The 24,477-nt window shown below is 64.0% G+C and carries 22 protein-coding genes, 1 tRNA gene and 2 pseudogenes; 12 read left to right on the top strand and 13 right to left on the bottom strand.

Annotated elements, in window-relative coordinates; translation table 11 throughout:
• Positions 1-84: 84 nt before the first annotated feature.
• From ACV1FX_RS34780 to ACV1FX_RS34765, 4 genes are all read right to left on the bottom strand, one after another.
• Entirely contained in the window at positions 85-954 is an 870-nt protein-coding gene (locus ACV1FX_RS34780; protein ID WP_473122056.1) for an MBL fold metallo-hydrolase, read from the bottom strand.
• A 13-nt stretch (positions 955-967) separates the two neighbouring features.
• Entirely contained in the window at positions 968-1,579 is a 612-nt protein-coding gene (locus ACV1FX_RS34775) for a glutathione S-transferase family protein (RefSeq protein ID WP_473122055.1), read from the bottom strand.
• A 149-nt stretch (positions 1,580-1,728) separates the two neighbouring features.
• The gene (locus ACV1FX_RS34770; RefSeq protein ID WP_473122054.1) at positions 1,729-2,571 is read right to left on the bottom strand and encodes a fumarylacetoacetate hydrolase family protein; all 843 of its coding nucleotides are present in this window, start codon (positions 2,569-2,571) and stop codon (positions 1,729-1,731) included.
• A 202-nt stretch (positions 2,572-2,773) separates the two neighbouring features.
• The gene (locus ACV1FX_RS34765) at positions 2,774-3,625 is read right to left on the bottom strand and encodes an MBL fold metallo-hydrolase (protein ID WP_473122053.1); all 852 of its coding nucleotides are present in this window, start codon (positions 3,623-3,625) and stop codon (positions 2,774-2,776) included.
• 110 nt (positions 3,626-3,735) lie between these two features.
• On the opposite strand from ACV1FX_RS34765, the gene ACV1FX_RS34760 reads away from it, so the two are divergent.
• Positions 3,736-4,212: a DUF3775 domain-containing protein gene (locus tag ACV1FX_RS34760; RefSeq protein ID WP_473122052.1), complete on the top strand. Its 477-nt coding sequence runs from the start codon at positions 3,736-3,738 to the stop codon at positions 4,210-4,212.
• A 135-nt stretch (positions 4,213-4,347) separates the two neighbouring features.
• Here the strand turns inward: ACV1FX_RS34760 and ACV1FX_RS34755 are convergent, their stop codons facing one another.
• From ACV1FX_RS34755 to ACV1FX_RS34745, 3 genes and pseudogenes are all read right to left on the bottom strand, one after another.
• The gene (locus ACV1FX_RS34755; RefSeq protein ID WP_473122051.1) at positions 4,348-5,130 is read right to left on the bottom strand and encodes an SDR family oxidoreductase; all 783 of its coding nucleotides are present in this window, start codon (positions 5,128-5,130) and stop codon (positions 4,348-4,350) included.
• Between the two features lie 123 nt (positions 5,131-5,253).
• Positions 5,254-5,766, bottom strand: a complete 513-nt coding sequence (locus ACV1FX_RS34750) for a CvpA family protein (protein ID WP_473122050.1) — start codon at positions 5,764-5,766, stop codon at positions 5,254-5,256.
• 183 nt (positions 5,767-5,949) lie between these two features.
• Positions 5,950-7,547: pseudogene (locus ACV1FX_RS34745) on the bottom strand (GMC family oxidoreductase).
• Positions 7,548-8,044: 497 nt separating this feature from the next.
• Between ACV1FX_RS34745 and ACV1FX_RS34740 the strand changes: the two are divergent.
• Positions 8,045-8,121: transfer RNA gene (locus ACV1FX_RS34740), tRNA-Met, on the top strand.
• 198 nt (positions 8,122-8,319) lie between these two features.
• Here the strand turns inward: ACV1FX_RS34740 and ACV1FX_RS34735 are convergent.
• From ACV1FX_RS34735 to pxpB, 3 genes are all read right to left on the bottom strand, one after another.
• Positions 8,320-9,249, bottom strand: a complete 930-nt coding sequence (locus ACV1FX_RS34735) for a dihydrodipicolinate synthase family protein (RefSeq protein ID WP_473122049.1) — start codon at positions 9,247-9,249, stop codon at positions 8,320-8,322.
• A gap of 69 nt (positions 9,250-9,318) precedes the next feature.
• Entirely contained in the window at positions 9,319-10,368 is a 1,050-nt protein-coding gene (locus ACV1FX_RS34730; RefSeq protein WP_473122048.1) for a 5-oxoprolinase subunit C family protein, read from the bottom strand.
• Positions 10,369-10,376: 8 nt separating this feature from the next.
• On the bottom strand, positions 10,377-11,126 hold the full coding sequence (pxpB, locus tag ACV1FX_RS34725; protein ID WP_473122047.1) for a 5-oxoprolinase subunit PxpB: 750 nt from the start codon (positions 11,124-11,126) through the stop codon (positions 10,377-10,379).
• Positions 11,127-11,272: 146 nt separating this feature from the next.
• On the opposite strand from pxpB, the gene ACV1FX_RS34720 reads away from it, so the two are divergent.
• Entirely contained in the window at positions 11,273-12,049 is a 777-nt protein-coding gene (locus ACV1FX_RS34720; RefSeq protein WP_473122046.1) for a LamB/YcsF family protein, read from the top strand.
• Positions 12,050-12,073: 24 nt separating this feature from the next.
• Here ACV1FX_RS34720 and ACV1FX_RS34715 read toward each other — a convergent pair whose 3' ends face one another.
• Both ACV1FX_RS34715 and ACV1FX_RS34710 read right to left on the bottom strand, forming a co-directional pair.
• Positions 12,074-13,336, bottom strand: a complete 1,263-nt coding sequence (locus ACV1FX_RS34715) for a Zn-dependent hydrolase (RefSeq protein ID WP_473122045.1) — start codon at positions 13,334-13,336, stop codon at positions 12,074-12,076.
• Entirely contained in the window at positions 13,333-14,325 is a 993-nt protein-coding gene (locus ACV1FX_RS34710) for a hydroxyacid dehydrogenase (RefSeq protein ID WP_473122044.1), read from the bottom strand. The genes ACV1FX_RS34715 and ACV1FX_RS34710 overlap by 4 nt, the downstream gene beginning before the upstream one ends.
• 131 nt (positions 14,326-14,456) lie before the next feature.
• On the opposite strand from ACV1FX_RS34710, the pseudogene ACV1FX_RS34705 reads away from it, so the two are divergent.
• The 4 genes and pseudogenes from ACV1FX_RS34705 to ACV1FX_RS34690 all read left to right on the top strand — a co-directional run bounded on the left by ACV1FX_RS34705 (position 14,457) and on the right by ACV1FX_RS34690 (position 17,646).
• Positions 14,457-15,285, top strand: a pseudogene (locus tag ACV1FX_RS34705) (amino acid ABC transporter ATP-binding protein).
• Between the two features lie 34 nt (positions 15,286-15,319).
• Positions 15,320-15,991 (top strand): amino acid ABC transporter permease, encoded by a 672-nt coding sequence (locus tag ACV1FX_RS34700; protein ID WP_473122043.1) that lies wholly within the window; start codon positions 15,320-15,322, stop codon positions 15,989-15,991.
• Between the two features lie 59 nt (positions 15,992-16,050).
• On the top strand, positions 16,051-16,839 hold the full coding sequence (locus ACV1FX_RS34695) for a transporter substrate-binding domain-containing protein (protein ID WP_473122042.1): 789 nt from the start codon (positions 16,051-16,053) through the stop codon (positions 16,837-16,839).
• Positions 16,840-16,989: 150 nt separating this feature from the next.
• Positions 16,990-17,646, top strand: coding sequence for a GntR family transcriptional regulator (locus ACV1FX_RS34690; protein ID WP_473122041.1), 657 nt, complete (start codon positions 16,990-16,992; stop codon positions 17,644-17,646).
• Positions 17,647-17,805: 159 nt separating this feature from the next.
• On the opposite strand, the gene ACV1FX_RS34685 is transcribed toward ACV1FX_RS34690, so the two are convergent.
• Positions 17,806-18,699: a LysR substrate-binding domain-containing protein gene (locus ACV1FX_RS34685; protein WP_473122040.1), complete on the bottom strand. Its 894-nt coding sequence runs from the start codon at positions 18,697-18,699 to the stop codon at positions 17,806-17,808.
• Between the two features lie 112 nt (positions 18,700-18,811).
• On the opposite strand from ACV1FX_RS34685, the gene ACV1FX_RS34680 reads away from it, so the two are divergent.
• The 5 genes from ACV1FX_RS34680 to ACV1FX_RS34660 are packed head-to-tail and all read left to right on the top strand — an operon-like array spanning position 18,812 to position 24,380.
• Positions 18,812-19,561: an SDR family NAD(P)-dependent oxidoreductase gene (locus ACV1FX_RS34680; RefSeq protein WP_473122039.1), complete on the top strand. Its 750-nt coding sequence runs from the start codon at positions 18,812-18,814 to the stop codon at positions 19,559-19,561.
• An 18-nt stretch (positions 19,562-19,579) separates the two neighbouring features.
• Positions 19,580-20,428, top strand: a complete 849-nt coding sequence (locus ACV1FX_RS34675; protein ID WP_473122038.1) for a transketolase — start codon at positions 19,580-19,582, stop codon at positions 20,426-20,428.
• 59 nt (positions 20,429-20,487) lie between these two features.
• Positions 20,488-21,441: a transketolase family protein gene (locus ACV1FX_RS34670; protein WP_473122070.1), complete on the top strand. Its 954-nt coding sequence runs from the start codon at positions 20,488-20,490 to the stop codon at positions 21,439-21,441.
• Between the two features lie 51 nt (positions 21,442-21,492).
• Complete coding sequence (locus ACV1FX_RS34665) at positions 21,493-22,518, top strand: TRAP transporter substrate-binding protein (RefSeq protein WP_473122037.1); 1,026 nt, start codon at positions 21,493-21,495, stop codon at positions 22,516-22,518.
• Positions 22,515-24,380 carry a TRAP transporter large permease gene (locus ACV1FX_RS34660; protein WP_473122036.1) on the top strand — a complete coding sequence of 622 codons (1,866 nt, stop codon included), beginning with the start codon at positions 22,515-22,517 and terminating at the stop codon, positions 24,378-24,380. The genes ACV1FX_RS34665 and ACV1FX_RS34660 overlap by 4 nt, the downstream gene beginning before the upstream one ends.
• Positions 24,381-24,477: the final 97 nt, after the last annotated feature.

The raw sequence follows: 24,477 nt of genomic DNA, 5'->3' as shown, positions 1-24,477 counted from the left end.
TAGCCGAAGGCGTAACCCACCACTTCCATCGCCGCGCGAGAAGAGGTGGGTTACGCTTCGCTAACCCACCCTACGCATCTCGCCCTAAGCCGCCGCGCAGACGAACGCATTTCCCTTGCGTCGGATCTTCCCGACCGACGGCGAGGGAAAATGCGCCGTGCAGCACAGCGTATCGGTGTCGCAATAGCGCTCCAGGAAGCTGCGGCGCGTCTTCGCCGCCTGCGCCTGGTCGACGTCGAACTTGATCGACAACTCCGGATGCAGCGTCTGCAGCGGCGAGTGCATGAGGTCGCCGGAGAACACAGCCTCGTCCTTGCCGCGGCCGAAGGTGAAGGCGACATGGCCGGGCGTATGACCCGGCGTCGGCAGGATACGCATGTGGTCGCCGATCGCAAAATCGCTGCGCACGATCTCGACCATGTCAGCCTCGACCACTGGCAGAACGCTATCGCCGAACGCCGGCGCTGGCGTCTTCGCATGCGTGTCCGTCCAGTAGTCGAACTCGGTCTTGTCGAACACATAGCGTGCGTTCGGGAAAGTTGGCGCCCAGCGGCCGTTCACGAGCCGCGTGTTCCAGCCGACGTGATCGACATGCAGATGGGTGCACATGACGTAATCGATGTCGCCGACCGAGAAGCCTGCGGCGCCTAGCGCGCGCAGGTACGTGTCGTCGGTCTTCATGTTCCATTTCGGGCGGTTGGGCCGTGGCTTGTCGTTGCCAATGCAGCTGTCGATCAGGATGGTGTGATGCGGCGTCTTCACCACATAGGACTGGAAGCACAGCATCAGCACATCGTCGTCGTCGAGCGCGTTCGCTTGCTTCATCCAGGCGCGGTTCTCGGCCAGCACCTCGGTCGTGAGTCCGGGCAGCATTTCCAGCGCAGGAACGAACGACGTCTCCTGCTCGATGATGCGATGGATGGTGAGGTCACCGACCGAGAATGTGAGGCTCATGGGAACTCCCGCGCTACGCCGACGGCGGCACCGAGATCTTCACGGAGGGCCGCTCGAGCATTCGCTGATGGAAAGCGTCGAGCTTCGGGTAGGCCTTGCGCCAGCCGCAATCGGCGAAGCGGAAGTCGGCATAGCCGAGTACGCAAACGAGGCCGATCTGCGAGATGTCGAAGGGACCGTTCAGGACCTCGGGGCGGTTCTCGAACCGGGCCATGCCGGTCCAGGCGCGATTCCAGTGGTCGTCGGCCCAGGCCTGCCATTGCAGTCCCTGCGGCCGCACCATCCGCTCGTAGCGGCACAGCAGCATGGAATCGAGCATGCCGTTGATCAGCGAATGGTCGGTCTTGGCCGACCAGCGGCGCGGACCATAATCCGGAATCAGATTGCCGCCGGCGAGCTCGTTGAGATATTCGACGATGACGTAGGAATCGAGGATCACCTCGCCATTGTCGGTGGTCAGGACGGGAAGCTTCTTCAGCGGCGTGATCCGCGAATAGTCCTCGTTCGCTTGCCCGGGCGCAACAGTTGCTGGCACGAACTCGATCTTGTCGACGAGCCCAAGCTCGATCGCGGCAATGCGCACCTTGCGGGCGAAAGGCGAGGCGGCGGAGAAGCTGAGTTTCATTGCAATATCCTACGGCGTGCGCGGCTGTTGAAGGTCGTCATTGCGAGCGAAGCGAAGCAATCCAGGCTCTCTCTGTGGAAATAGTCTGGATTGCTTCGTCGCTTCGCTCCTCGCAAGGACGGTGTGGCGGCAGTCGTGTTCGCCGCCGCCTACGCCGCGACGATCTCCTGGCGCTGCTCGCCGAGGCCTTCGATGCCGAGCGTGACGACGTCGCCGACATTGAGGAAGGTCGGGGGCTTCATGCCCATGCCGACGCCGGGCGGGGTGCCCGTCGTGACGACGTCGCCGGGCAACAGCGTCATGAACTGCGAGACATAGGAAATGCACTTGGCCATCGAGAAGATCATCGTCGCCGTGGTGCCGTTCTGGCGGCGCTGGCCGTTGACGTCGCACCACATCGGCAGGTTTTGCACGTCCTTGATCTCGTCCTTGGTGACGAGCCAGGGCCCGAGCGGGCCGAACGTGTCGTGCGACTTGCCCTTGGTCCACTGTCCGAGACGTTCGATCTGGAAGTTGCGCTCGGAGACGTCGTTGCAGACGCAGTAGCCCGCGACGTAGTTGAGCGCGTCGGCCTCCGAGACGTATTTGGCGCGGGTGCCGATGATCGCGGCAATCTCGACCTCCCAGTCGAGCTTGGTCGAGCCGCGCGGCTTTTCGACCGCATCGTATGGACCAGACAGCGCCGTATTGGCTTTGAGGAAGAAGATCGGCTCGGCCGGAATCGGGTTGCCGGTCTCCATGGCGTGATCGCTGTAGTTGAGACCGATCGCCACGAATTTCGTGATCCCGGTGACGGGGGCGCCGAACCGCGGCTTGCCCGAGACCGCCGGCAGCGAGGCCGGATCGAGGGCTGCGAGCTTCTTCAGGGACTCCGGCGAATAGGCCTCGCCGGTCAGGTCCTTCACGTGGGCCGAGAGGTCGCGCAGTTGGCCGGATTTGTCGATCAGCCCGGGCTTCTCAGCACCCTTTTCACCATAACGAACAAGCTTCATTCTCGTCTCTCCCTGGGATGGACTGGTCGGTTGAACAGCTTCATGGAACAGGGCGGCGGGAATTTCAACCGCCTGTCGGCCGGTGCATTGCAGCCCTCTCAATTCGCCGTGCGATCGTAGGGTGGTTAGCCGCAGGGCGTAACCCACCACAGTTATCTCCGCGAAAAACGAAAGAGGTGGGTTACGCTTCGCTAAACGCTCCCTACGATTGCAGTGCCACGAACTTGAACGCGTCTGCATCACGCCTGATATGCCCGCCGGAAAAATGCCCGCCGATCACGAGCGTCGGGGTATCGGCGAAGCGCGAGAACAGCTCACGTCGCGTCCTGACGGATTGTTGCGGGTCGGAATCCGCCGTCGAGCACCAGTCGAGATGCGCCATCTGGCAGGGGTGATGGGCCGCATCGCCTGCGAGCAACGCCTGCTCGCCGCCGGAGCGGATCAGGACGCTCATGTGGCCGGGGCTGTGGCCGGGGGTCGGGATCATGCTGATCTCCTCGCAGAGCCGGTGATCGCTCGGAATCAGCTCGACGAGGCCCGCGTCCACGATGGGTTTCACGGAATCGTCGAACACGGCCGCCTTGTCCGGTTCGGTCGAGTGGTCGCGCCAGTAGTCGTATTCGGTTCTGCCGAACACGTAGCGGGCCCTTGGGAAGGTCGGTATCCACTGCCCGGCGACCAGCTTCGTGTTCCAGCCGACATGATCGACATGCAGATGCGTGCACAGCACGGTATCGATGCTGTCAGGCGCAAAGCCCGCCGCCGTCATCATCTCCAGAAACGGCGTATTGCGATTGTTCCAGGTTGGGACGTTGCGGCCCTGCTTGTCGTTGCCGAGGCCGGTGTCGACGACGATGCGCCGTGACGGCGTCTCCACCACCAGCGCGTGGATCGACATCTTCAGCCGGCCCTCCTCGGTGGCGAAATGCGGGATCAGCCAAGGCAGCTTCCGGATGGTCTCATTGGTCGCCAGGGGGAGGATGAAGCGCGTCGAGCCGACCGTCTCCATTTCCACGAATTTGGTGATCCTGACCTGGCCTACCGTCCACTGCATCGCCCGCGTCCGCTTGTTTTGGTTGAGGCGGACATTGCGGGTTTCCACGAGGCGTCGCAATGGATCATCCGGTGCGATGCGGCGTTATCGGGGGAACCCAGGAGGGAGCCATGCCGGAGCTTGCCATTTCCGCCGAGAAAGTCGCCTTCTTGATCGAGAAGGCGCGCGAGTACGACGTCAAGGAAACGGAATCCGATCCGGACTCCGGATCGAATCCGACCGATGACGATGCGATCGACGTGCTGCAGGACAACGGCTCCGATCCGGTCGGTCGGGAGCTCACCAGCTTCATCATCGCCCTGAATGAGGACGAGCAGATCGATCTGGTCGCGTTGATGTGGCTCGGGCGTGGCGACGGCGGGCCGGACGATTGGGAGGACTTGCGCGACCGCGCCGTCGAGGCGCGCAGCGAGTATCAAAATCCCCGACGAGAAACCGCGCATTATCTGCTGGGCGAGCCGATGCTCGGCGATCTGCTCGCCGACGGCCTCGACGCCTTCGGCGTCGATTGGACCGACGAGCGCCCGAGCGCGGATTCCTCAGGCTTCAGCGAGCGCGACGAGGACGAGCCGACCAAGCGGCGGTGATTGAAGTCCCTTCTCCCCTTGCGGGAGTAGGTGGCGCGCGCAGCGCGCCGGATGAGGGGTTGCATCCGCGAACTCTCCTTGAGAGATTCACTCGCGGAGAGAGACCCCTCACCCGTCTCGCCGCTACGCGGGGGCCTACAGCGTCCCCGGGAATGCGCCGCCGTCGAGCAAAATGTTCTGCCCGGTGATGAAGCCGGCCTTGGCGCCGCACAGGAAGGCGCAGGCATAGCCGAACTCGTCGGGATCGCCGAAGCGGCCGGCAGGATTGAGCTTTGCGCGCTCGGCGAGAAGCTGCTCCGGCGTGACGCCGCGCTTGTCGGCCTCGGCCTTTGCCGTGCCGCGCAGGCGATCGGTCTCGAACGGGCCCGGCAGCAAGGCATTGATGGTGACGTTGTTGGCCACCGTCTTGCGCGAGAGCCCGGCGATGAAGCCGGTGAGGCCGGCACGCGCGCCATTGGAGAGGCCCAGGATATCGATCGGCGCCTTCACAGCGGCCGAGGTGATGTTGACGATGCGGCCGAACTTGCGCGCCATCATGCCGTCGACCGTCGCCTTGATCAGCTCGATCGGGGTGAGCATGTTGGCGTCGATCGCCTTGATCCAGTCGTCGCGGGTCCAGTTGCGGAAATCGCCGGGCGGCGGGCCGCCGGCGTTGTTGATCAGAATGTCCGGATCGGGGCAGGCTTTCAGCACGGCCTCGCGGCCGGCAGGCGCGGTGATATCGCCGACGATCTCGGTGACGGTGACGGACGGATTGGCTTTCCGGATGTCGGCGGCCGTTGCCTTCAGGGCATCCGCACCGCGCGCGGTCAGCGTGACGTGCACGCCTTCATTGGCGAGCGCTACGGCGCAGGCGCGGCCCAGGCCCTTGCTGGATGCGCAGACGATGGCGCGGCGACCTTTGATCCCAAGATCCACTGTTTCACTCCCGTGATGTCAGGCAGGTAAGGAGGCGGCACTCTAGCCAACATCATTGCCGCTGATAAGGGACGGGCTGCCGCCAAAATGCATGGCGCGCCCGCGGAAGAAGGCCGTGCGACGTCAGATTCGCCGCTCCCTCTTGATGCGGTCAATGGTGGCCGCAGCCTCGGGAGGCAGGGATTTGAATCCCATCTGTCCGACCGCCGAGAACAGGGGGCGCAATTGCGAGCCGACAAGGAATGGCGGTTGCCGGTTGGCGGGCACCAGTTGATCGAAGACCAGGACCAGCGTGGTGGCGACGAGGCCGACCCGCAACGCACCGAGTGCCGCGCCGCCGATGCGATCGCCTAGCCCGGCTTCGCCGATCGTATCGTCGAGCGCCGCGCGGCCGAGATGTCCAAGCGCCATCCCGGTTGCGACGAAGAGGCCGAAGAACAGCACCCAGCCCTGAAGCAAGGGCGAGGCTGTCTCACCGGTCAGGTGCCGCTCGATCAGCGACATCAGCCACACGGCGATGGGCGCAGCCAGAAGATAAGCGAGGATGGTCGTCGCACTGCGTAGCAGGCCGGTCCTGAAGCCGAAGCCTATCGCCACGGCAAGTGCTGCATAGACTGCGAGATCGAAACTGTTCATGAGCTGCGCCCTGCCTGCATGGAACGAGTGAACGGCGAACCCATCATTCCGGTTTCAGATCGCTAAAATCGTCTGTATTTATGCTGGGGGCACATCCTGGGACCTTCGCCATGTCAGACGTATTCGACGTCAGTAAAGAAAACATCCTCATTACTGGCGCGAGCCAGGGCCTTGGGCGCCGCTCTACTTTGCCTGCATCTCCGCCCTGATCATGTCCGCCGCCTTCTCCCCGATCATGATGGTCGGCGCATTGGTGTTGCCGCCGATCAGGGTCGGCATGATCGAGGCGTCGACGATGCGCAGGCCTTCGAGGCCGTGCACCCTGAGCTTGGGATCGACCACCGCGAGTGGATCGGTGCCCATCTTGCAGGTGCCGACCGGGTGATAGACGGTATCGACGCGCTGGCGCAGGATGGCGCGGATGTCGTCGTCGGTTTTCACATCGGACGTGAACACGTCCTTTTTCTGCAACGCGCGCAGCGACGGCGTCTCCATCAGCCGCCGCGTCGTCTTGTAGCCCGCGACCATCGCTTCCAGGTCGGCGGCCTCGCCCAGGAAGTTCGGATCGATCAGCGGCGCCTGCGCGGGATCGGCATTCCTGAGCGATACGCTGCCGCGGCTCTTCGGCCGCAACAAACAGACGTGACACGAAAAACCCGCCTCCTTGTGGCGCTTGCGGCCGTGGTCGTCGAGCATCGCAATGACGAAGTGCAATTGGATGTCGGGCAGATCGAGATCGGGCCGGGTCTTCAGGAAGCCGCCGCATTCGGCGAAGTTGGTGGTGATCAGGCCGCGACGCTCGCGGCGGTATTGCCGGATAGCGCGGAGCAGGGACGGCAACCGGCCGAGCGACGAGTGCACGAAATGCGGATAGTCGGAGGCGTAGACGAAGACGAAATCCGGATGGTCCTGGAGATTGCGTCCGACGCCCGGCAGATGATGCACGACGCCAATGCCGTGCGCGCCCAGGGCCTCACCGTGGCCTACGCCCGACAGCATCAGGAGCTGCGGTGACTGAAAGGCGCCAGAAGCGAGGATCACCTCGCGTCGGGCACGCAGCTGCTTCCTCTGCTTGCCCTGCACATATTCGATGCCGACTGCGCGCCCGCCTTCGAACAGGATCTTCGTCGCCTGCGCCCCGTCTCGACGCGTAGATTTGTGCGCGTTCCGATGTGCGGATTCACATAGGCGCGCGCCGCACTCCAACGCTCGCCATTGTGCTGTGTCACCTGGTAGCTGCCGAGCCCTTCGTGGTCCTCGGCATTGAAGTCTTCGCGCACGCGGAACTGCGCCTCGCGCGCGGCCTGCAGGAAGACGTCATGGATCGGATTTTCGGAGCGCAGCTTGTTGACATGCAGGGGACCACCCTTGCCGTGATACTCGCCGCCGAAATCGGCATTGTTCTCCGAGCGCTTGAAATAGGGCAGCACGTCCGCGTGCGACCAGCCGCTATTGCCGAGCGAGGCCCAGTGGTCATAGTCCCACTTGTTGCCGCGGATGTAGACCATGGCGTTGATCGCCGAGGAGCCACCTAACCCCTTGCCGCGCGGTTGATAGCCGATGCGGCCGTTCAACCCCTTCTGCGGCACGGTCTCGAATGCCCAGTTGGCCACGCTGTATGGCAGCGCGAGCCCGAAGGGCGTGGTGATCCGCCAACTGTCGTTCCTGCCGCCGGCATCGAGCAGCGCTACCGAGGTCTGCGCATCCTCCGAAAGGCGCCCCGCCACCGCGCAGCCGCCCGAGCCCGCACCCACTACGACGAAGTCGAATGCGTCAGTCATTGTTGTTTCCCCCTGCGGATTTTTCTTCTCGTCATTCCGGGCGCGACAACAGGTCCGCGCAAAGCGCGGCCCGATGACGGGCTCGCGCGACGCACGCCCCGGAATGACGGCGTTGAGACGATCTACGCCATGACGCCGAAAGACCCAAAAGCCCGATTCGCGGTAAAAGGTGCCGGTACCGGAGGCGTCGATCGGCTGGTTGACATGGCGCTTCCCCGTCATCTTGTTGCCGCAGGCTGGCCCTTTGCGGAACTTATGGCAAGTACTGGCTTTTTCGGCCCCGACCGGTTGCGTTTTTGCCTGTCATAAAGTCGAAAAAAACGGATCCCGGGCCTTTCCAAAGGGCCTCGCGGTTGATACATAGCCCTCGCACCCGATGGGCTGTGCCCCGGGGTTGCCTTCCAAGGAAGCCTTTGGGACGCGAAAGCAAGCCACGCATCCGCGCTGGTCCGCATTCACCGTCTCAGGTCGTCTTCGAAGGTGTTGCAAACGCTTAACGCGGGGTGGAGCAGCCCGGTAGCTCGTCAGGCTCATAACCTGAAGGTCATAGGTTCAAATCCTATCCCCGCAACCAAGGATACCGAAACTCCCGTAGCTGCCGCTGCGGGAGTTTTTGGTTTTTGCGACGAAGAGCGCTTGGCAACCGCCAGACGGTAGCGCTCGAGCGTGGGAGCCGACGGCTACAGGTCTCTCCCCACAGGTGTCACTCGCGAGAACCGCAGGCATTGCCATACCTGCGTTTCGCGCTGACATCGGCTGTGGCGTGTTTCCATCAGCCGAGTTCTTCGAGGCGCCGGGTCTGACGTGCGATCAGCCGCTCGACATCGGCAATGTCGGCCGCCGACAGTGCTGCGCCCGGCTTGCGCAGGGCTGCTGATGCAATGACGCCACGCCGGGCCAGAACGTATTTGCGAATGGCAAGACCGGGGCCGGGCTGTTGCTCGTAGCGAGCCAGCGGCAGATAGGCATCGAACAGGTCGTGGGCGCGATCGATGTTGCCGGACGTGTGGGCGCGCCAGACGTCCACCATCATCTCCGGATAGGCGAAGCCGGTCATCGCACCATCGGCGCCGCGGCTGAGTTCCTCTGGGAGGAAAACGCCACCGTTTCCGACCAGGATCGAAATTCGCCGGGCTTTGCCGGCATCGCTGGCCGCGCGCAGCGCGGACAGCTTGGCAAGGCCGGGCCAATCCTCGTGCTTGAGCATCACCAGATTGTTCAACCGCTCCGCGATGGTCAGGATCACCTTGGGCGTAAACTGCACTTGAGTGGTCAGCGGGAAGTCCTGCAGCACGAGCGGCGCCCCGGCGATCGCCTCGGCGACCATGTCATAATAACCGACGATCTGATCGTCGGTGCGCAGCGAGGCGGGTGGCGCGACCATGACGCCTGCGGCGCCGTCGTCCATTACCGCGCGGGTGAGTTCGGCCATGGCGGCCAAACCGGGTCCCGATACGCCAACGACGATCGGCACGCGACCGGCGGTGCGGGCGAGAACGCGGCGAACGAGTCGCTGCGACTCCTCCGCGGTGAGCTTGGGTGCCTCGCCCATCATGCCGAGCAATGTGAGTCCCGTTGCTCCCTTCTCCAGGTAGAAGTCGACCATGCGATCGGTGCTATCGAGGTCGAGCGCGCCGGTGTCGGTGAACGGTGTTACGGCGATCACGTAAACGCCGTTCGCGGTTTCGTTGAGCAACGCCATGGATGGTTTTCCCTTGTCTTCAGGAGGTAGGCTCGCGGCGGTCAGTCGATTTCGCCACGATGAGCAGATCTAGGATGTTGCGACGGCGTGAACGCATTCGAGAGCCGAGATCACGCCGCTGATGAGGTTGCTGGTCAGCAAATGCTCAGTTGTGAGATTGCTGCCGCCATGGACCTCGATTATTGAATCGTCAATACGATCGATCTGCCGTCGCATCTCACATGCGAGCTTCACGGCCTCGTCTTCCTCGATCGCCTGAAAACGGACGCGCTCGCCGGGGCGAAGCTGGGCGAGCCGGGGAATATCTGCGGAGATGACGGTGGCGATCTTCGGATAACCGCCGGTCGTCTGGCGATCGGCGAGCAGGATGATCGGCTGGCCGTTGCCGGGAATCTGGATGCTGCCGAACACCGTGCCGTCGGACACGATGCCGACGGCGCCGGCATGCTGAACCCGGGGCCCTTCGAGCCGGCAGCCCATGCGATCGGACAGCGCCGTGACCGCATAGTCGGAGCCGAAGAAGGTGGCGAGGCCTTCTGCCCCAAATGCGTCGTCCTGCGGCCCGAGAAGCACGCGAACGGGTCCCCGTGCACGGTGGCGATGTGCAGGTGACACCATCAGATGCGGCCTTGCCGGAAGGCGAGGGACCGCGAGCGGAAGCCTGTCGTTCTTGCGCAGCGGACCGCCGTCGAGTCCGCCAAGCTGGCTGCGCGAATGGGTGGAGAGGCTGCCCAGCATCGGTGCGATCGCAAAGCCGCCGGAGATGGCAAGCACGGCCCGTGCGCCGTCCCGCGTCGTGCCGATCGCGAGATGCTGGCCCGCCATCAGATCGTGCGACTCGTGGGAAGCGACGGGGCGGCCATCGATGCTGATCGAGAACTCCGCGCCGGCCAGCGCGAACCGGATGTCTGCGCCGACGGGTGTGAGCACCGGTCCGGCCAGAGTGATTTCGAGCGCGGCGGTATCGGTCGGGTTGCCGACCAACGCATTCGCCGTGGCAAGCGCAATCGGGTCCATCACGCCCGACGCCGAGATACCGAAGCGTTGCAGGCCGCGGCGGCCGAGGTCCTGGATGGTCGTCGCAAGGCCGGGCTCGATGATTTCAAGATGGGCAGACATCGCGCCGCTCATACCTCGACCTCCTCCCTCTCGGCGACGATCTCGCCTGCGTCCGCGGCGCGTTCGAGCGCGGCAAATTCCGCAACATCGATCGGGCGGAAGCGCAGGAGATCGCCGGCGCTAAACAGGAAAGGTTCGTGCGCGCGACGTGGATCGTAGGAGCGCACCGGCGTGCGTCCCAGCATGTGCCAGCCGCTGGGCGCCGCGAGCGGCGGCGCGACCGCAGCCTGCTGGCCTCCGACGGAGACACTGCATGGCGGCGTCACCAGCCTCGGCTCCGGGCGCCGATCGACATGAAGCAGCGGATCGAGTCCGCCGAGATAGGCAAATCCCGGCATGAAGCCGATCATGTAGACGCGATATTCGGCCGCGCTGTGTCGCGCGACGATGTCGTCGGTCGTCGTATCGAGGCGCTGCGCAAGCCAGTCGAGATCCATCCCGTTCTCGCCGCCATAGGCGACGGGAACGGTCCAGCGCCGGCGAAGCTGTCCCTTTGGTTTGACCGGCGGCCACAGCGACATCACTTCGGCCTCGACGGCGCGCCGCGACAACACGGTCGGATCGAAGCAGACCAGCAGGGTGCGGTAGGTCGGCACGATCTCCACGATGCCGGGCAGTGCACGCCCGGTCAGGGCGCGATCGAGATCGACGACGCACGCATTGACGTCCGCGTCGATGCCGTCTCCGACTTCGATCGTCAGTGCCGCGTCGCCGGACCGGCGGAAACGCGGCAGGGCGTAGAGAGCGTCGGATGTCATGCTGGTCGATCGCTCGTCACGAGATCCATGATCGTGCATCCACTCTTCGGAAAGTGACGCCGTCCCATGCAAGCAGCGCGCCGGATTCCTCGTGACCTGCACTTCACGCCATGTCTATATCGCACAAGCGCGAAACGAGGACGATAATGACTCTGATAGATATGAACTGCGACATGGGCGAAGGGTTTGGCGTCTACACGCTCGGCGATGACGCCGAGATGCTGCGAACCGTCACCTCCGCCAACATTGCCTGCGGCTTCCATGCCGGCGATCCCCTGGTGATGCATCGCACCCTGACGGAGGCGAAAGCCAACGGCGTTCAGGCCGGCGCGCATCCCGGCTTTCTCGATCTCTGGGGTTTTGGCCGCAGGCCCATTCAAGGCGAGCGTCCCGCCGATATCGAGAAGATCGTGCTCTATCAGGTGGGCGCGCTGATGGCGCTCGCATCCGATGTCGGTCACACCATCCGCCACGTCAAGACCCACGGCGCGCTCGGCAACATCGCCGCCGAGGACCGCGATCTCGCCGAAGCGGTGGCGCGAGCGATCCGCACCATCGACCGCAACTTGATCTTCGTGGTGATGCCCGGTCAGGAGACCGAGCGGGCCGGCGAGAAATTCGGCCTGCCGCTGGTGCGCGAGATCTATGCCGATCGCGCCTATGCCGACAACGGCAATCTGGTGTCGCGTCGTCTTGCTGGCGCCGTGATTCATGATGCGGAGATCGCTTCCGAACGCGTCATTCGCATGGTGGAGGATGGCGCCATCGCCTGCCTGTCGGGAACGCGGCTGCCGACCCGGATCGACAGCGTCTGCGTCCACGGCGATACGCCGGGCGCGGTGGCGATGGCGCAGCGCCTGCGCGAGCGCCTCGCCTCGGCCGGCATCACCCTTGCCCCGATGTCGAAGGTCATTGGCGCCTGATCCCGCGCGCTGGTCGTCATCGCCTCACTCCAGGATGAGATGGGTGAGGACGGTGGCCACAGCATGAAAATCCTCGATCCGCATCGCTTCATGCGGATTGTGGCTGCCGTTCTGGTTGCGCACGAACAGCATGACGCTGGGAATGCCGGCATTGGCGAACACCGCCGCGTCGTGGCCGGCGCCGCTCGGCATTGACAGATGCGCGACGCCGAGGCGATCGGCGATGCCGCCGAGCTGGCTCAGCAGCTCCGGGCTCATCACGGCGGCCTGGCTGCCCGTTCGCTCTCCGAGCGCGAAGCGCACGCCGCGTCTCGATTCGATTTCGGTGATGAAGGTCACCAGCCGCGCGTGAATTTCGTCCAGCAGAGCGCGATCGGCGCTGCGCACGTCGAGGCAGAAATTGAGCTCGCCCGGGATCTTGCTGAAGCCGTGCTGGCTCGCGTCGGTGAAGACCTCGCCGAACGTGATGGTCGCGGCTCGGCCGGCGCCGTCGAGCTCGCTCCAGAGCCGGTCGAGTGACTGGATCAGATCCGAGACGGCGAACACCGCGTCTTGACGGTACTGGCGCGGCACCGCGCCGGAATGCCCGTAGCTGCCGAGGCAGCGTGCCTTGCGATAGCGAAAGCTGCCGCTGATGCCGGTGACGAGACCGAGCGGCTTCTCCATCGCTTCCAGCGCCGGTCCCTGTTCGATATGCGTTTCAACGAAGCCGTGGATGCGCTCGGGCGCGAGCAGCCGCTCGCCCTTGGCGACGCCCTCGGGCGAGAACCCGAGCTCGCGCATGTGGTCGCGAAGCGGACGTCCGGTGTCGGAACGGGGCAGATCGAGCAACTCGGGGGGCAGCAGGCCGAGCAGGGTGCGACCGCCGATATAAGAGGCGGGAAACCAGTTGCTCTCCTCGGCTCGCGTGGCGACCACGATGACCGGACGTCTCGGCCGCCGGCCTGCGCGCTTCAGTCCTGCGACCGCGGCAAGCCCGGCAATGACGCCGGCAGCACCGTCGAAGTTGCCGCCATGCGGCACGGAGTCGAGATGCGAGCCGACGACCCAGGCCGGAAGATCGGGCTCCGTCCCCGGCAGGGTGAGCAGCAGATTGCCGGCAGCATCGACCGCGCGGACGAGGCCGAGCTCGGCGGCCTCCCTGCTGACCAGATCATGCGCGCGCTGTTCGCCGGCACCATAGGCATCACGAGTGACGCCGGGCTCGTCGCGGCTCTGCTCCGCCAATTGATCGAAAAGCCGAACCGCGAGCTCGCGATCCGCGCTGAGCAGGGGCTGAACGGTCATGCGCTCGCTCCACGGCGTTGCGGCCAGACCGCCGGATTGACAAGGAAGCGAGGCCGTTCGCCGGCAAGCACCGCCAGGACACCGCGGGCAACGTCCTCCGCGGTGCGGGCAAGGCTCGCTTCGGTCGACCCGGCGATGTGAGGCGTGAGCAGCAGCCGCGGGTGGTGGAGCAGGGGGTGATCCGGCGGCATGTTCTCGCTTGCGAAGACATCGAGACCGGCGCCGGCGATCGGGCCGCTGTCGAGTGCATTGATGAGCGCGCGCTCGTCGACGACACCGCCCCGACCGGTGTTGACCAGGAATGAACCCGGCCGCATGGCCGCAAATTCCTGCGCGCCGATCAGCTCCTTCGTGGATGCGGTGAGCGGCAGATGCAGCGAGACGATATCGGACCGCGACAGCAGGTCGCGAAGATCCGCCACCGGCTCGACGCCGGTCTCCGCATAGATATCCGGCGCGCTCTCCAGCGAATGGGCAATCACTTTCAGCCCGAGCGCTTTTGCAAGAACCGCGGTCTGGCGGCCGATACTGCCGAAGCCGACGATGCCGAGCGTCAGCCCGTCAAGCTCTACGAGCCGGGTGCGGTACTTGAAGCCAAAATCGCCGGCGCGTGTGGCGCGGTCGGCTGCGGCCAGCGACTTGGCCAGCGCGAAGATCATTCCAATCGCATGTTCCGCCACCGCGCGGACATTGCTGTGCGGCGCATTGACGACGGCGATGCCGCGTGCAGTTGCGAGGGGCACATCGACCGCGTCGACGCCAACTCCATGGGAGCCGATCACCTGCAGCGCCGGCGCAGCCTCGATCGCCGCGGCCGGAAAACCGGCGCTGCGCGTCACGACGGCGATGCAGTCGCCGGCTTGGCGGGCGATCGCCCCGGGATCCACCTGATCGAGATGGCGCAGTGTGAGCCCGCCTCGCGTGAGGAGATCCAGCCCGGCCTGATGGATCGGCTGAATGATCAGGCAGGTTCGCGAAGCATCGGTCATGCTCATTTCCTGTGCAGCTCAAGCCTAAAAAATGCCATTTGCACTCCAGTGGTATACCATTAACCTCCAAGCGTTGATCTTTTCAAGCGTGGAAATTCGGCTTCGCAAAGACGCGATGCGGCGCCGGCGAGATGGAGACAGACATTGGCATTCGTCGGGAGACCCTCGTGACCGCAACGCCAGTCGATGCGCCGATCCTGAAACTGAAGGACATTCGCAAGCGCTTCGACGCCAACGAGGTGTTGAAGGGCGTGTCGCTCGACGTCAGGGCGGGCGAAGTCATCTCGATCATCGGCGCCAGCGGCTCCGGCAAGAGCACGTTCCTGCGTTGCGTCAATCTGATGGAGATCCCGGACGAAGGCTTCATGGACTTCGGCCGTTTCTCCTTCGACTACATCGAGGGAGCGCGACGCCAGCCGACGGCGCTCCAGTTGCGTGAGTTGCGGGCGCACATCGGCATGGTGTTCCAGAGCTATAATCTGTGGCCTCACATGTCGGTGCTCGAAAACGTCATCGAGGCGCCGGTGCGGGTCAAGAAGGTGCCGCGCAAGGAGGCGGTCGAACAGGCGGAGGCGCTGTTGCGGCGCATCGGCCTGTATGAGAAACGCGGCGCCTATCCCTCGAAGCTGTCAGGCGGGCCAGCAGCAGCGCGTCGCGATCGTGCGGGCGCTCGCCATGAAGCCGGAGGTCATGCTGTTCGACGAGGTGACCTCCGCGCTCGATCCCGAACTCGTTGGCGAGGTGCTCGAGCTGATGGGATCACTCGCTGCCGACGGCATGACCATGCTGCTCGTCACCCACGAGATTGCGTTTGCGCGCGACGTGTCCTCGCGCGTTGTCTTCTTCGATCAGGGTGTCATCGCCGAAGCCGGGCCGCCCGGCGATATCCTCGCCGATCCCAAGAGCGATCGTCTGCGCCAGTTCCTCAAGCGCGTCCTGCACCAAGGCGTGGCCGGATGACGTTCACCGCATTGTTTCACCGGATCTGACGACGATGAACCTGACGAAAATCAAAGAGTGGATCGTCGATTTCGCGGTCTATGTGCCGGGCTTCGCGAAGGCGGCAGGGATCGTTCTCGTCCTGACGCTCCTGATCATCATCGTGAGCTGGATCTGCGGTCTGATCGCTGCGCTCGGCAAGCAGTCGCAGCTGAAGTTCGTGCGATCCGCCGCGTCCTTCTATGTCTGGTTCATCCGCGGTACGCCGACGCTGGTGCAGGTCTTCATCGTCTATTTCGGCTTTCCGCAGCTCGGCATGAAACTGTCTCCGTTCGTCGCCGGCACGCTCGCGCTCGGCATTTCCAGCGGCGCCTATGTCGCCGAGACCATCCGCGCCGGCCTCACCGCGATCCCGAAGGGCCAGATGGAATCCGCGCTGGCGCTCGGCATGAGCCGGGCCGGCGCGATGCAGCGGATCATCCTGCCGCAGGTGTTTCGGATCATTCTTCCCTCGCTCACCAACGAGGCGATCGCGGCGCTGAAGAACACCTCGCTGCTGTCCACCATCACGGTGGTCGAGCTGACGCTCTATTCGCAGCTCCTGATTGCCAGCACCTTCCGGCCCTTCGACTTCTACATCGCCAGCGCGTTCATCTACCTCGTCATGACATCGCTGCTCTCCAAGCTCGCATACTGGCTCGAGCGGCGCTACGCACTGCGCTACTGACCTCCAAGCGCGCAAAGACTCACGGAATGCAAGCCACCAACCACGAAAGGACCTGACTGATGATCTCGCGACGGCAATTCTCCCTCCTGGCAGTCGGCATCGGCCTGACGCTCGCAGCTCCCGCTTCCGCCGCCGATCTCGAGTTGCTTCAGCCAGGCAAGCTGCAGGTGGCGACGCAGGGCACGTTCGCGCCCTTCTCCATGCGCGGGCCGGATGGCGAGCTCGATGGCCTGGAGATCCGCGTGGTCAAGGAAATCGCGCGCCGTCTCAAGCTTGAATACACGCCCATCATCACCCAGTTCGATGCCGCCCTCGTCGGCCTGCTCGCCGGCCAGTATGACATGACCAGCGTCTCGATGGACATTACGGCGGCGCGCCAGAAGCAGGTGACCTTCGCCGATGGCTGGCTGGCATCGGGCGCGATCATCCTCACCCGCAAGACGACCGGCATCCGCACCGGCGACGACCTGAAGGACAAGAATGTCGGCGCCGTCGCGGCCTCGACCTTCGGCAAGATTGCCGAACAGAACGGTGCCACGCTGAAGAGCTACAAGGCCGAGGTCGACGCCGTGCAGGATCTCGTCAACGACAATCTCGACGCCGTCATCACCGACGCGGTCGCGGCAAACTATGCCATCAAGGCCAAGAAGTTGCCGCTGGTCACCGGTGAGGGCACACTGAGCCAGGTTCAGAAGGGATTCGCCATCCAGAAGGGCAAGCCGAATCTCACGAAGGCCATCAACGGCGCCTTGGCGGATATGATCGCAGACGGTACCTACGCCAAGCTGACGGGTGATTTGATCGGTTTCGATCCGCATCCGAAGGAGCCGATTCGCAGCGAGCTTTGAGGCCATCGCTGCGAACTTGGAAGCAATTTCGCCCGGCTGTTCCGATCATTTCGGAGGCAGCCGGGCGGGGCAGTGAAGGAATTTGATGATATGCCGCGCAGGCCGTCTACAGCGAGGAAGGCATCCAGCCGACATCAACCTTCGTCCGACGTGTCCGTTCTGCTCGCGCCGTCCGAGAAGAGCCTGAGCCAGCTCGCTTATGAGCGAATCCTGGACCTGCTGGTGAAGCGCGAGCTACCGGCCGGCACGGTGATGCAGGAACGGCGGCTTGCCGAGTTTCTCGACATCTCGCGTACGCCGATCCGCGAGGCGCTCTATCGCCTGGAAACCGAGGGGCTCGTGGCGCGTGCGCCCGGCAACAGCCTGATCGTCAAGGAATTCTCGCTCCAGGAGTTCATCGAAATACTGCAGGTTCGCCGCGTGCTGGAGGCCGAGGCTGCGGTGCTGTCGATCGATCGCATCGCGCCGCCGGAGCTCGATGATCTGGAGGCGCACATTCTGCGCCTGCGCGAACGCGGCGATCCGAATACGCCGGAGAATCGCGACGTCGACCAGCGGTTCCACGAACTGCTGGCCGAAAACAGCGGCAATACCGTCCTTGCGGGCTTGATCCGCGACCTGCGGCTGAAGACCCGGATGTTCAACCTCAGTCGTCTGCCGGAGCGCTTCATCCCCGTGCACAACGAGCACCTGGCCATCATCGCCGCGTTGCGCGCCAAGGATCCTGTGGCAATTCGTGCTGGCGTCGATGCTCATATCGAGAACATCAAGCTCAGCATCATGCGCAAGCTTGGTGCAATCGGCTGATCGGGGACGGCCCCCAATCCGGCGAGCCGACCGCATTCGAGCCTGGAGTCGCGAGCAACTAGAGCATGATCCGGAAAAGTGTGAAGCGGTTTTCCGAAAAGATCATGCTCAAACAATAACCTAAAGCGCGATGACGATTCATCCTGATCTCATCGCGCTTTAGTTTTTCAAGCGGCCTTCCGGGAGGCCCAGTTCCTCCGCGATCCATTTCGTAAAGGTGCGGACCGATTGCCTGTGCCTGGCTTGCGGCGGGCACACGAGAAAGTGGCCCACATAGGTAACGTCGCGCGCCTGGCCGGCAAGGGGGGCGACCAATTGGCCGCTCGCCAGCTCGCGCTCCGCAAGCCGGGTGGATTCCAGGGTCACGCCAAGACCGTCGGTCGCGGCAGCTATGGCCATAAAGCTTCGGTCGAAGCGAAATCCACCAGGGCTTGGTGCAGAAAGGCCGTTTGCGGCGAACCAGGCGTTCCAGCGGACGCGCTTCTGCTCGCTTTCGATAAGCACCAGTCTCAGAAGGTCCGCAGGCTCGCGGATCGTGCCCGCGAGGGAAGGCGCGCACATCGGGCGCACGGTCTCCTCGCCGAGCGGCAGCACGGATAATCCCTCCTGCCGCGGCGGCCCGTAGCAAATGTCGACATCGAATTCGTCGTTGCGAAAATGCGGGTAGTCGACGCCGGCGGCCAGCCGGACCTCCAGCTCCGGATGTCCCTCGATCAGGCTTCGCAGCCGCGGCATGAGCCACTGCGCCGCCATGCTGGGCGCGCAGTGAAGCCGCAACAAATTGGATGAGCGCGAGCTCGCGACCTCGAGGCCATGCCTTAGCTCATCGAATCCACTTGAGACCCGGCGCAAGAGCGCATCGCCAGCCGGACTCAGCCGAACATTGCGTCCTTCCCGCTCAAACAGCGTCGTTCCGATCTGATCTTCGAAACTTCGGATCGCGTGGCTGACTGCACTTGGCGTCAGTGCCAATTCGGTTGCTGCGGCGCGAAATGACCCGGTGCGCGCGGCAGCCTCGAAAACCCTCAACGCTCCGAGAGGAAGCTTGGACATGCCACAGGTGAGCACAGTTCATCTATTAGTGCAAATTTCGCCTATTTTCGCGCCATGCCACCCCCGACCATAGTCCGCATCCAACAAACAAGCTCTCTCGGAGGAAACTAGTATGCTTCTTGCAGGCAAGACTGCGATCATTTCTGGCGCCGCGGGAGCTCGCGGTATTGGCTTCGCTACTGCAAAAACCTTCGCGCAGAATGGTGCGCGGGTCGCGATCCTCGACATCGACGGCAAGAGCGCGGTCAGCGCCGCGGCGGAGCTGGGCGCCGGCCATGTCGGCGTTGCCTGCGACGTGACCGACAAGGCCGACTGTGCGCGCGCCGTCGCAGACGTTCTCAAGGCCTTCGGCCAAATCGACATTCTGATCAACAATGCCGGCATCACCCAGCCGGTCAAGGTCTGGGACATCTCGTCCGAGGATTGGGACCGCATCCAGGACGTCAATCTGCGTGGCGTGCTCTTTCTCTCGCAGGCCGTGATGCCGCACATGCGGAGCCGCAAGTCCGGCGCGATCGCCTGTATGTCCTCCGTCTCGGCCCAACGCGGTGGCGGCATTCTCGGCGGCGCGCATTATTCGGCAGCCAAGGCTGGCGTGCTCGGCCTTGCCAAAGCGATGGCGCGTGAGCTTGGCCCGGACGGCATCCGCGTCAACTGCGTGACGCCAGGCCTGATCCAGACCGACATCAACGCGGGCAAGATCTCCGACGAAAAGCGCAAGGAGATCATCGACGGCATCCCGCTCGGCAGGCTCGGCGTGCCGCAGGATGTCGCCAACATCTATCTCTTCCTCGCCTCGGATCTCTCCGCCTACACGACAGGCGCCGTGATCGACGTCAACGGCGGCATGCTGATCCACTAAGGATTGAGGAGACAACTCATGGACGATGCTGCGTTGCGCATCAACGAGCCCAGCCTCGTGGAGCGCGCCTACCGCATCCGCCGCAATGCGGTGCGAATGGGCGAGGTGCAGGGCCAGGGCTACATCGCGCAGGCCCTCGACATCGCCGACGTGCTGGCCGTGGCCTATTTCCACGCCATGCGCTACCGGCCGGAGGATCCGGCCTGGGAGGGGCGCGATCGCTTTCTGCTCTCGAACGGCCACTACGCCATCGCGCTCTATGCCGCGTTGATCGAGTCCGGAATCGTTCCGGAAGCCGAGCTCGAAACCTATGGCTTCGACGACAGCCGGCTGCCGATGTCCGGCATGGCGAGCTACACGCCCGGCATGGAAATGTCGGGTGGCTCGCTGGGTCTCGGCTTGAGCATTGCAGTCGGGATGTGCCTCGGCCTGAAGCGCAAGGGCTCCGACAGCCGCGTCTACACGCTGTTCTCCGATGGCGAGCTCGATGAAGGCTCCAAGTGGGAGGCAATGATGTCGGCCGCCCACTACAACCTCGACAATCTCATTGCGATCGTCGACGTCAACAACCAGCAGGCCGATGGGCCGTCCAAGCAGATGATGGGCTTTGAGCCGCTCGCGGACAAGGTTCGGGCGTTCGGCTGGTTCGTACAGCGCGTCGACGGCAACGATCTCAACGCGGTTGTTGCCGCGTTCGATGCGGCCAAGACGCACGAGGGCGCAAGGCCGCGCATGATCATCGCCGATACGCTGATGGGGAAGGGAATTCCATTCCTCGAGGCGCGTGAGCGCAATCACTTCATGCGTGTGGATGCACACGAATGGAAGCTGGCACTGGAAGCTCTCGATGCAGGGAGGCGTGCGTGAAGCCGGTCTCGACTACGACAAGTTCTACGGCCGCCAAACCGCGGCTTACCACGTCTGCGATGATCGCCTCGATCGCTGCCGAAGGGCAGCGGACGAAACCGGCGCCGTTCGGCCATGCGCTGATCGATGTCGCACGGCAGCGTCCCGACATCGTCGGGATGACCGCCGACCTCGGCAAATATACCGACCTTCACATCTTCGCGAAGGAGTTTCCCGACCGCTACTATCAGATGGGCATGGCCGAACAACTGCTGTTCGGAGCCGCATCGGGACTGGCTGCGGAAGGCTTCACGCCATTCGTCACGACCTACGCGGTGTTTGCGTCTCGTCGTGCCTACGACTTCATCCACCAGACGATTGCGGAGGAGAATCGCAACGTCAAGATCGCCTGCGCGCTTCCTGGTCTCACCTCCGGCTACGGACCGAGCCATCAGGCCGCCGAGGATCTCGCGCTGCTTCGCGCGATGCCCAACATGACGGTGATCGATCCCTGCGATGCCCTCGAGATCGAGCAGGCCGTGCCGGCGATCGCCGCCCACCAGGGGCCGGTCTACATGCGGCTGCTGCGCGGCCAGGTGCCGCTCGTGCTCGACGAGTACGGTTACAAATTCGAGCTCGGCAAGGCGAAGCTGCTCCGTGACGGCGCCGACGTCCTCTTCATCTCCTCGGGGCTGCTCACCATGCGCGCGCTGGAAGCTGCAAAGCAGCTCGAGGCCGACCGCATCAATGCCGCCGTGCTGCATGTGCCGACCATCAAGCCGCTCGATGTCGAAACGATCGTGGAGGCCTGCCGCAAGCCGGGCCGGCTCGTCGTCGTCGCCGAAAATCATACCGTCATCGGCGGATTGGGTGAGGCAGTCGCGGCAACCCTGATGCGAGCTCGCGTCCATCCTGCGTTCCATCATATCGGATTGCCGGACGAATTCCTCGCTGCGGGCGCGCTGCCGACGCTGCACGACCGCTACGGCATCTCGACGGAAGCAATCTGCGCTGCAGTCAAAAAATGGCGATGAAGGGACAACCTTCCGCAATACGCATCACAAAATAACATTAGGGAGAGAGAAATGACCAAGGAAACGAAGAAGGGCCTGACCCGCCGTGCAATGTTGGCCGCCGGCGCCTCCATTCCACTGGTATCCGTCTTGTCGCGGCGCGGTGACGCCGCCGAGTTCACCCTCAAATTCGCCACCGGCCAGGATCCGTCGCATCCGGTCAACAAGCGAGCGCGCGAGGCGATCGACCGCATCAAGGAAGCAACGAGCGGGCGTGTCGAGATCAACCTGTTTCCGGCGAACCAGCTCGGCTCCGACACCGACCTCCTGGGCCAGATCCGAAACGGGGCCGTCGACTATCTGAACATCGGCTCCTCGGTTCTTGCAACGCTCGTGCCGACCGTTGGCATCGTCAACACGGGCTTCGCCTTCGCGTCCTATGACGAAGTCTGGAAGGCGATGGACGGAGATCTCGGAAAGTTCGTCAAGAGCGAGATCGAGAATGTCGGCGTCCTTCAGGTGGGCAAATCCTGGGACAATGGATTCCGTCAGCTCACCTCGTCCACGCGCGAGATCAAGACCCCGGACGATCTCAAGGGTTTCAAGATGCGCGTGCCGGCGGCCCCCATCCTGACCGGCCTGTTCCAGGCGCTCGGCGCCGGCCCGACGCCGATCAACTTCAACGAGGTCTATTCTGCGTTGCAGACCAAGGTCGTCGAAGGCCAGGAGAACCCGCTTGCGATCATCGCGACGGCGAAGCTCTACGAGGTGCAGAAATATTGCAGCCTCACTAGCCATGTCTGGGACGCCTACCTCATCCTCGGCAACCGCCGTTCCTTCCAGCGACTACCGGCCGACGCCCAGGAGATCGTCACGCGCGAGTTGAACAAGGCCGCCGACGCTGAGCGCGCCGATATTGCCGAGCTTTCGAAGTCGCTCCGCGACGAGCTGTCGGGCAAGGGCTTGCAGTTCGTCGAGGTCGACAAGGCCGCGTTCCGGACTGCGCTCGGCAAGACCAGCTTCTACAAGGATTGGCGCACGAAGTTCGGCGACAAGGGCTGGGTGCTGCTCGAACAAGCCGTAGGGCAGCTCGCATGAGTGCCGAGCCGCTGTCGGGAGAGCTGGCGCTGCCCGCACTGGGCGTCGCCGCACCGCTCGACAGGTTGCTGGCGCTCGTGACCGAGCCGCTGGCAGCCGCCGTAGTCGTCGCCGAGGTCCTCGTCCTGCTCACGGGCGTCATCTCGCGCTTTGTTTTCAACAATCCCCTGACCTGGTCGGACGAACTCGCCTCCATCATGTTCTTGTGGCTGGCGATGCTTGGCGCGGCGATCGCGCAGCGGCGCGGTCAGCACATGCGCATGACGGCGCTTGTTGGCAGGTGCTCCGGCTGGCTGCGCGGCCTGCTTGAGGCAGTCGGCGTGGCGGCGCCCGCGCTCTTCCTCCTTCTCATTCTCAGCCCGGCCTACAATTTCGCCGAGGACCAGACCTTCGTTCATACGCCGGCGCTCGGCCTCAATGACGCCTTTCGGGCGGCCGCCCTGCCGGTCGGCGTCGTGCTCATGCTGGCGGCGAGCCTGGTCCGCTGCGCCGATCGCGGCTGGCGCGACCTCGTCCTCGCCATTGTCGTCATCGCCGCGCTGGCGGGCGCACTGCACGTGCTCGGTCCGTGGATCAAGTCGATCGGCAACTGGAATCTCGTCATCTTCTTTGCGGTCCTGCTCGGGTTCGGCGTGCTCGCCGGGGTGCCGATCGCGTTCTGCTTCGGACTGTCGACCGTCTCCTATCTCATCTTGACTACGACTACGCCGCTCGAAGTCATTCCGGGCCGTATCGACGAAGGCGTCAGCTCGTTGATCCTGCTCGCGGTGCCTCTGTTCATCCTGCTCGGCTACCTCATCGTCATGACGCGCATGTCGACCGCCATGGTGAATTTCCTGGCTGCGCTGGTCGGTCATATCGAGGGCGGACTTGCCTATGTGCTGCTCGGCGCAATGCTGCTGGTGTCGGGCATTTCCGGCGCCAAGACGGCCGACATGGCGGCGGTCGCCCCCGTGCTCTTCCCCGACATGAAGAAGCGCGGCATCCACGAGGGCGAACTCGTATCGCTGCTGGCGGCGTCGGGCGCGATGGCCGAGACGATCCCGCCGTCGATCGTGCTCATCATCATCGGCTCGGTGACGGGTGTCTCGATCGCGGCGCTGTTCACCGGCGGCATCATGCCCGGCATCGTGCTGGCGCTGGCACTTGCCCTGATCGCGCGGGGCCGGATGGTGGAGCGCAAGGATGTGGAACGCGGGACAACGAGCCCAACCACGATCGGCCGCACCTTCGTCATCGCCGCACCGGCCCTGATGCTGCCAGTCATCATCCGCGTTGCCGTGATGGAAGGCGTGGCGACCGCGACCGAGGTTGCCACGATCGGGATTGCCTATGCGATCGTCATCGGAATCCTCGTCTATCGCTCCTTCAACTGGCGCGAGCTCTATCCGGCGCTTGTCGGCACCGCGGCGCTTTCGGGAACCATCCTGTTCATCATTGGCGCCGCGACCTGCATGTCCTGGGCATTGACGCAGTCGAACTTCTCGCATGCGCTTGCTGCCGCCCTGGCGCATGCTCCCGGCGGGATGTATGGCTTCCTGGTCGGCTCCATCGTGCTGTTCATCGTGCTCGGCAGCGTGCTCGAGGGCATCCCAGCCATGGTGCTGTTCGGGCCTCTGCTGTTCCCCGTCGCCAAGCAGCTTGGTGTGCACGAGGTGCATTATGCGATGGTCGTGATCCTGGCGATGGGGATCGGTCTCTTCGCGCCGCCTTTCGGTCTTGGCTATTACGCCGCCTGCTCGATCGGGCAGGTCGATCCGAATGCCGGCCTCAAGCGCATCTGGAGCTACCTTGCTGCGCTGGTGGTCGGCCTCCTGGTCGTCGCTTTCGTTCCCTGGATTTCGACCGGATTCCTCCCGTGACGCGCCGGACGCGCGTTTGACCCGGCAGCCTCCGTTCGGCGGAGGCTGCGCCGAACTGGTGTTTTTGCCGATGTCCGTTCACTCTTCCGTTGCTTCA

It is taken from the genome of Bradyrhizobium ingae, from assembly GCF_055791185.1.
This window is presented reverse-complemented; position numbering and strand designations above follow the sequence as displayed.

Coding starts and splice junctions, on each gene's coding strand:
- ACV1FX_RS34780 (WP_473122056.1), bottom strand. CDS start 954: ATGAGCCTCACATTCTCGGTCGGTGACCTCACCATCCATCGCATCATC.
- ACV1FX_RS34775 (WP_473122055.1), bottom strand. CDS start 1,579: ATGAAACTCAGCTTCTCCGCCGCCTCGCCTTTCGCCCGCAAGGTGCGC.
- ACV1FX_RS34770 (WP_473122054.1), bottom strand. CDS start 2,571: ATGAAGCTTGTTCGTTATGGTGAAAAGGGTGCTGAGAAGCCCGGGCTG.
- ACV1FX_RS34765 (WP_473122053.1), bottom strand. CDS start 3,625: ATGCAGTGGACGGTAGGCCAGGTCAGGATCACCAAATTCGTGGAAATG.
- ACV1FX_RS34760 (WP_473122052.1), top strand. CDS start 3,736: ATGCCGGAGCTTGCCATTTCCGCCGAGAAAGTCGCCTTCTTGATCGAG.
- ACV1FX_RS34750 (WP_473122050.1), bottom strand. CDS start 5,766: ATGAACAGTTTCGATCTCGCAGTCTATGCAGCACTTGCCGTGGCGATA.
- ACV1FX_RS34735 (WP_473122049.1), bottom strand. CDS start 9,249: ATGGCGTTGCTCAACGAAACCGCGAACGGCGTTTACGTGATCGCCGTA.
- ACV1FX_RS34730 (WP_473122048.1), bottom strand. CDS start 10,368: ATGTCTGCCCATCTTGAAATCATCGAGCCCGGCCTTGCGACGACCATC.
- pxpB (WP_473122047.1), bottom strand. CDS start 11,126: ATGACATCCGACGCTCTCTACGCCCTGCCGCGTTTCCGCCGGTCCGGC.
- ACV1FX_RS34720 (WP_473122046.1), top strand. CDS start 11,273: ATGACTCTGATAGATATGAACTGCGACATGGGCGAAGGGTTTGGCGTC.
- ACV1FX_RS34715 (WP_473122045.1), bottom strand. CDS start 13,336: ATGACCGTTCAGCCCCTGCTCAGCGCGGATCGCGAGCTCGCGGTTCGG.
- ACV1FX_RS34710 (WP_473122044.1), bottom strand. CDS start 14,325: ATGACCGATGCTTCGCGAACCTGCCTGATCATTCAGCCGATCCATCAG.
- ACV1FX_RS34700 (WP_473122043.1), top strand. CDS start 15,320: ATGAACCTGACGAAAATCAAAGAGTGGATCGTCGATTTCGCGGTCTAT.
- ACV1FX_RS34695 (WP_473122042.1), top strand. CDS start 16,051: ATGATCTCGCGACGGCAATTCTCCCTCCTGGCAGTCGGCATCGGCCTG.
- ACV1FX_RS34685 (WP_473122040.1), bottom strand. CDS start 18,699: ATGTCCAAGCTTCCTCTCGGAGCGTTGAGGGTTTTCGAGGCTGCCGCG.
- ACV1FX_RS34680 (WP_473122039.1), top strand. CDS start 18,812: ATGCTTCTTGCAGGCAAGACTGCGATCATTTCTGGCGCCGCGGGAGCT.
- ACV1FX_RS34675 (WP_473122038.1), top strand. CDS start 19,580: ATGGACGATGCTGCGTTGCGCATCAACGAGCCCAGCCTCGTGGAGCGC.
- ACV1FX_RS34670 (WP_473122070.1), top strand. CDS start 20,488: ATGATCGCCTCGATCGCTGCCGAAGGGCAGCGGACGAAACCGGCGCCG.
- ACV1FX_RS34665 (WP_473122037.1), top strand. CDS start 21,493: ATGACCAAGGAAACGAAGAAGGGCCTGACCCGCCGTGCAATGTTGGCC.
- ACV1FX_RS34660 (WP_473122036.1), top strand. CDS start 22,515: ATGAGTGCCGAGCCGCTGTCGGGAGAGCTGGCGCTGCCCGCACTGGGC.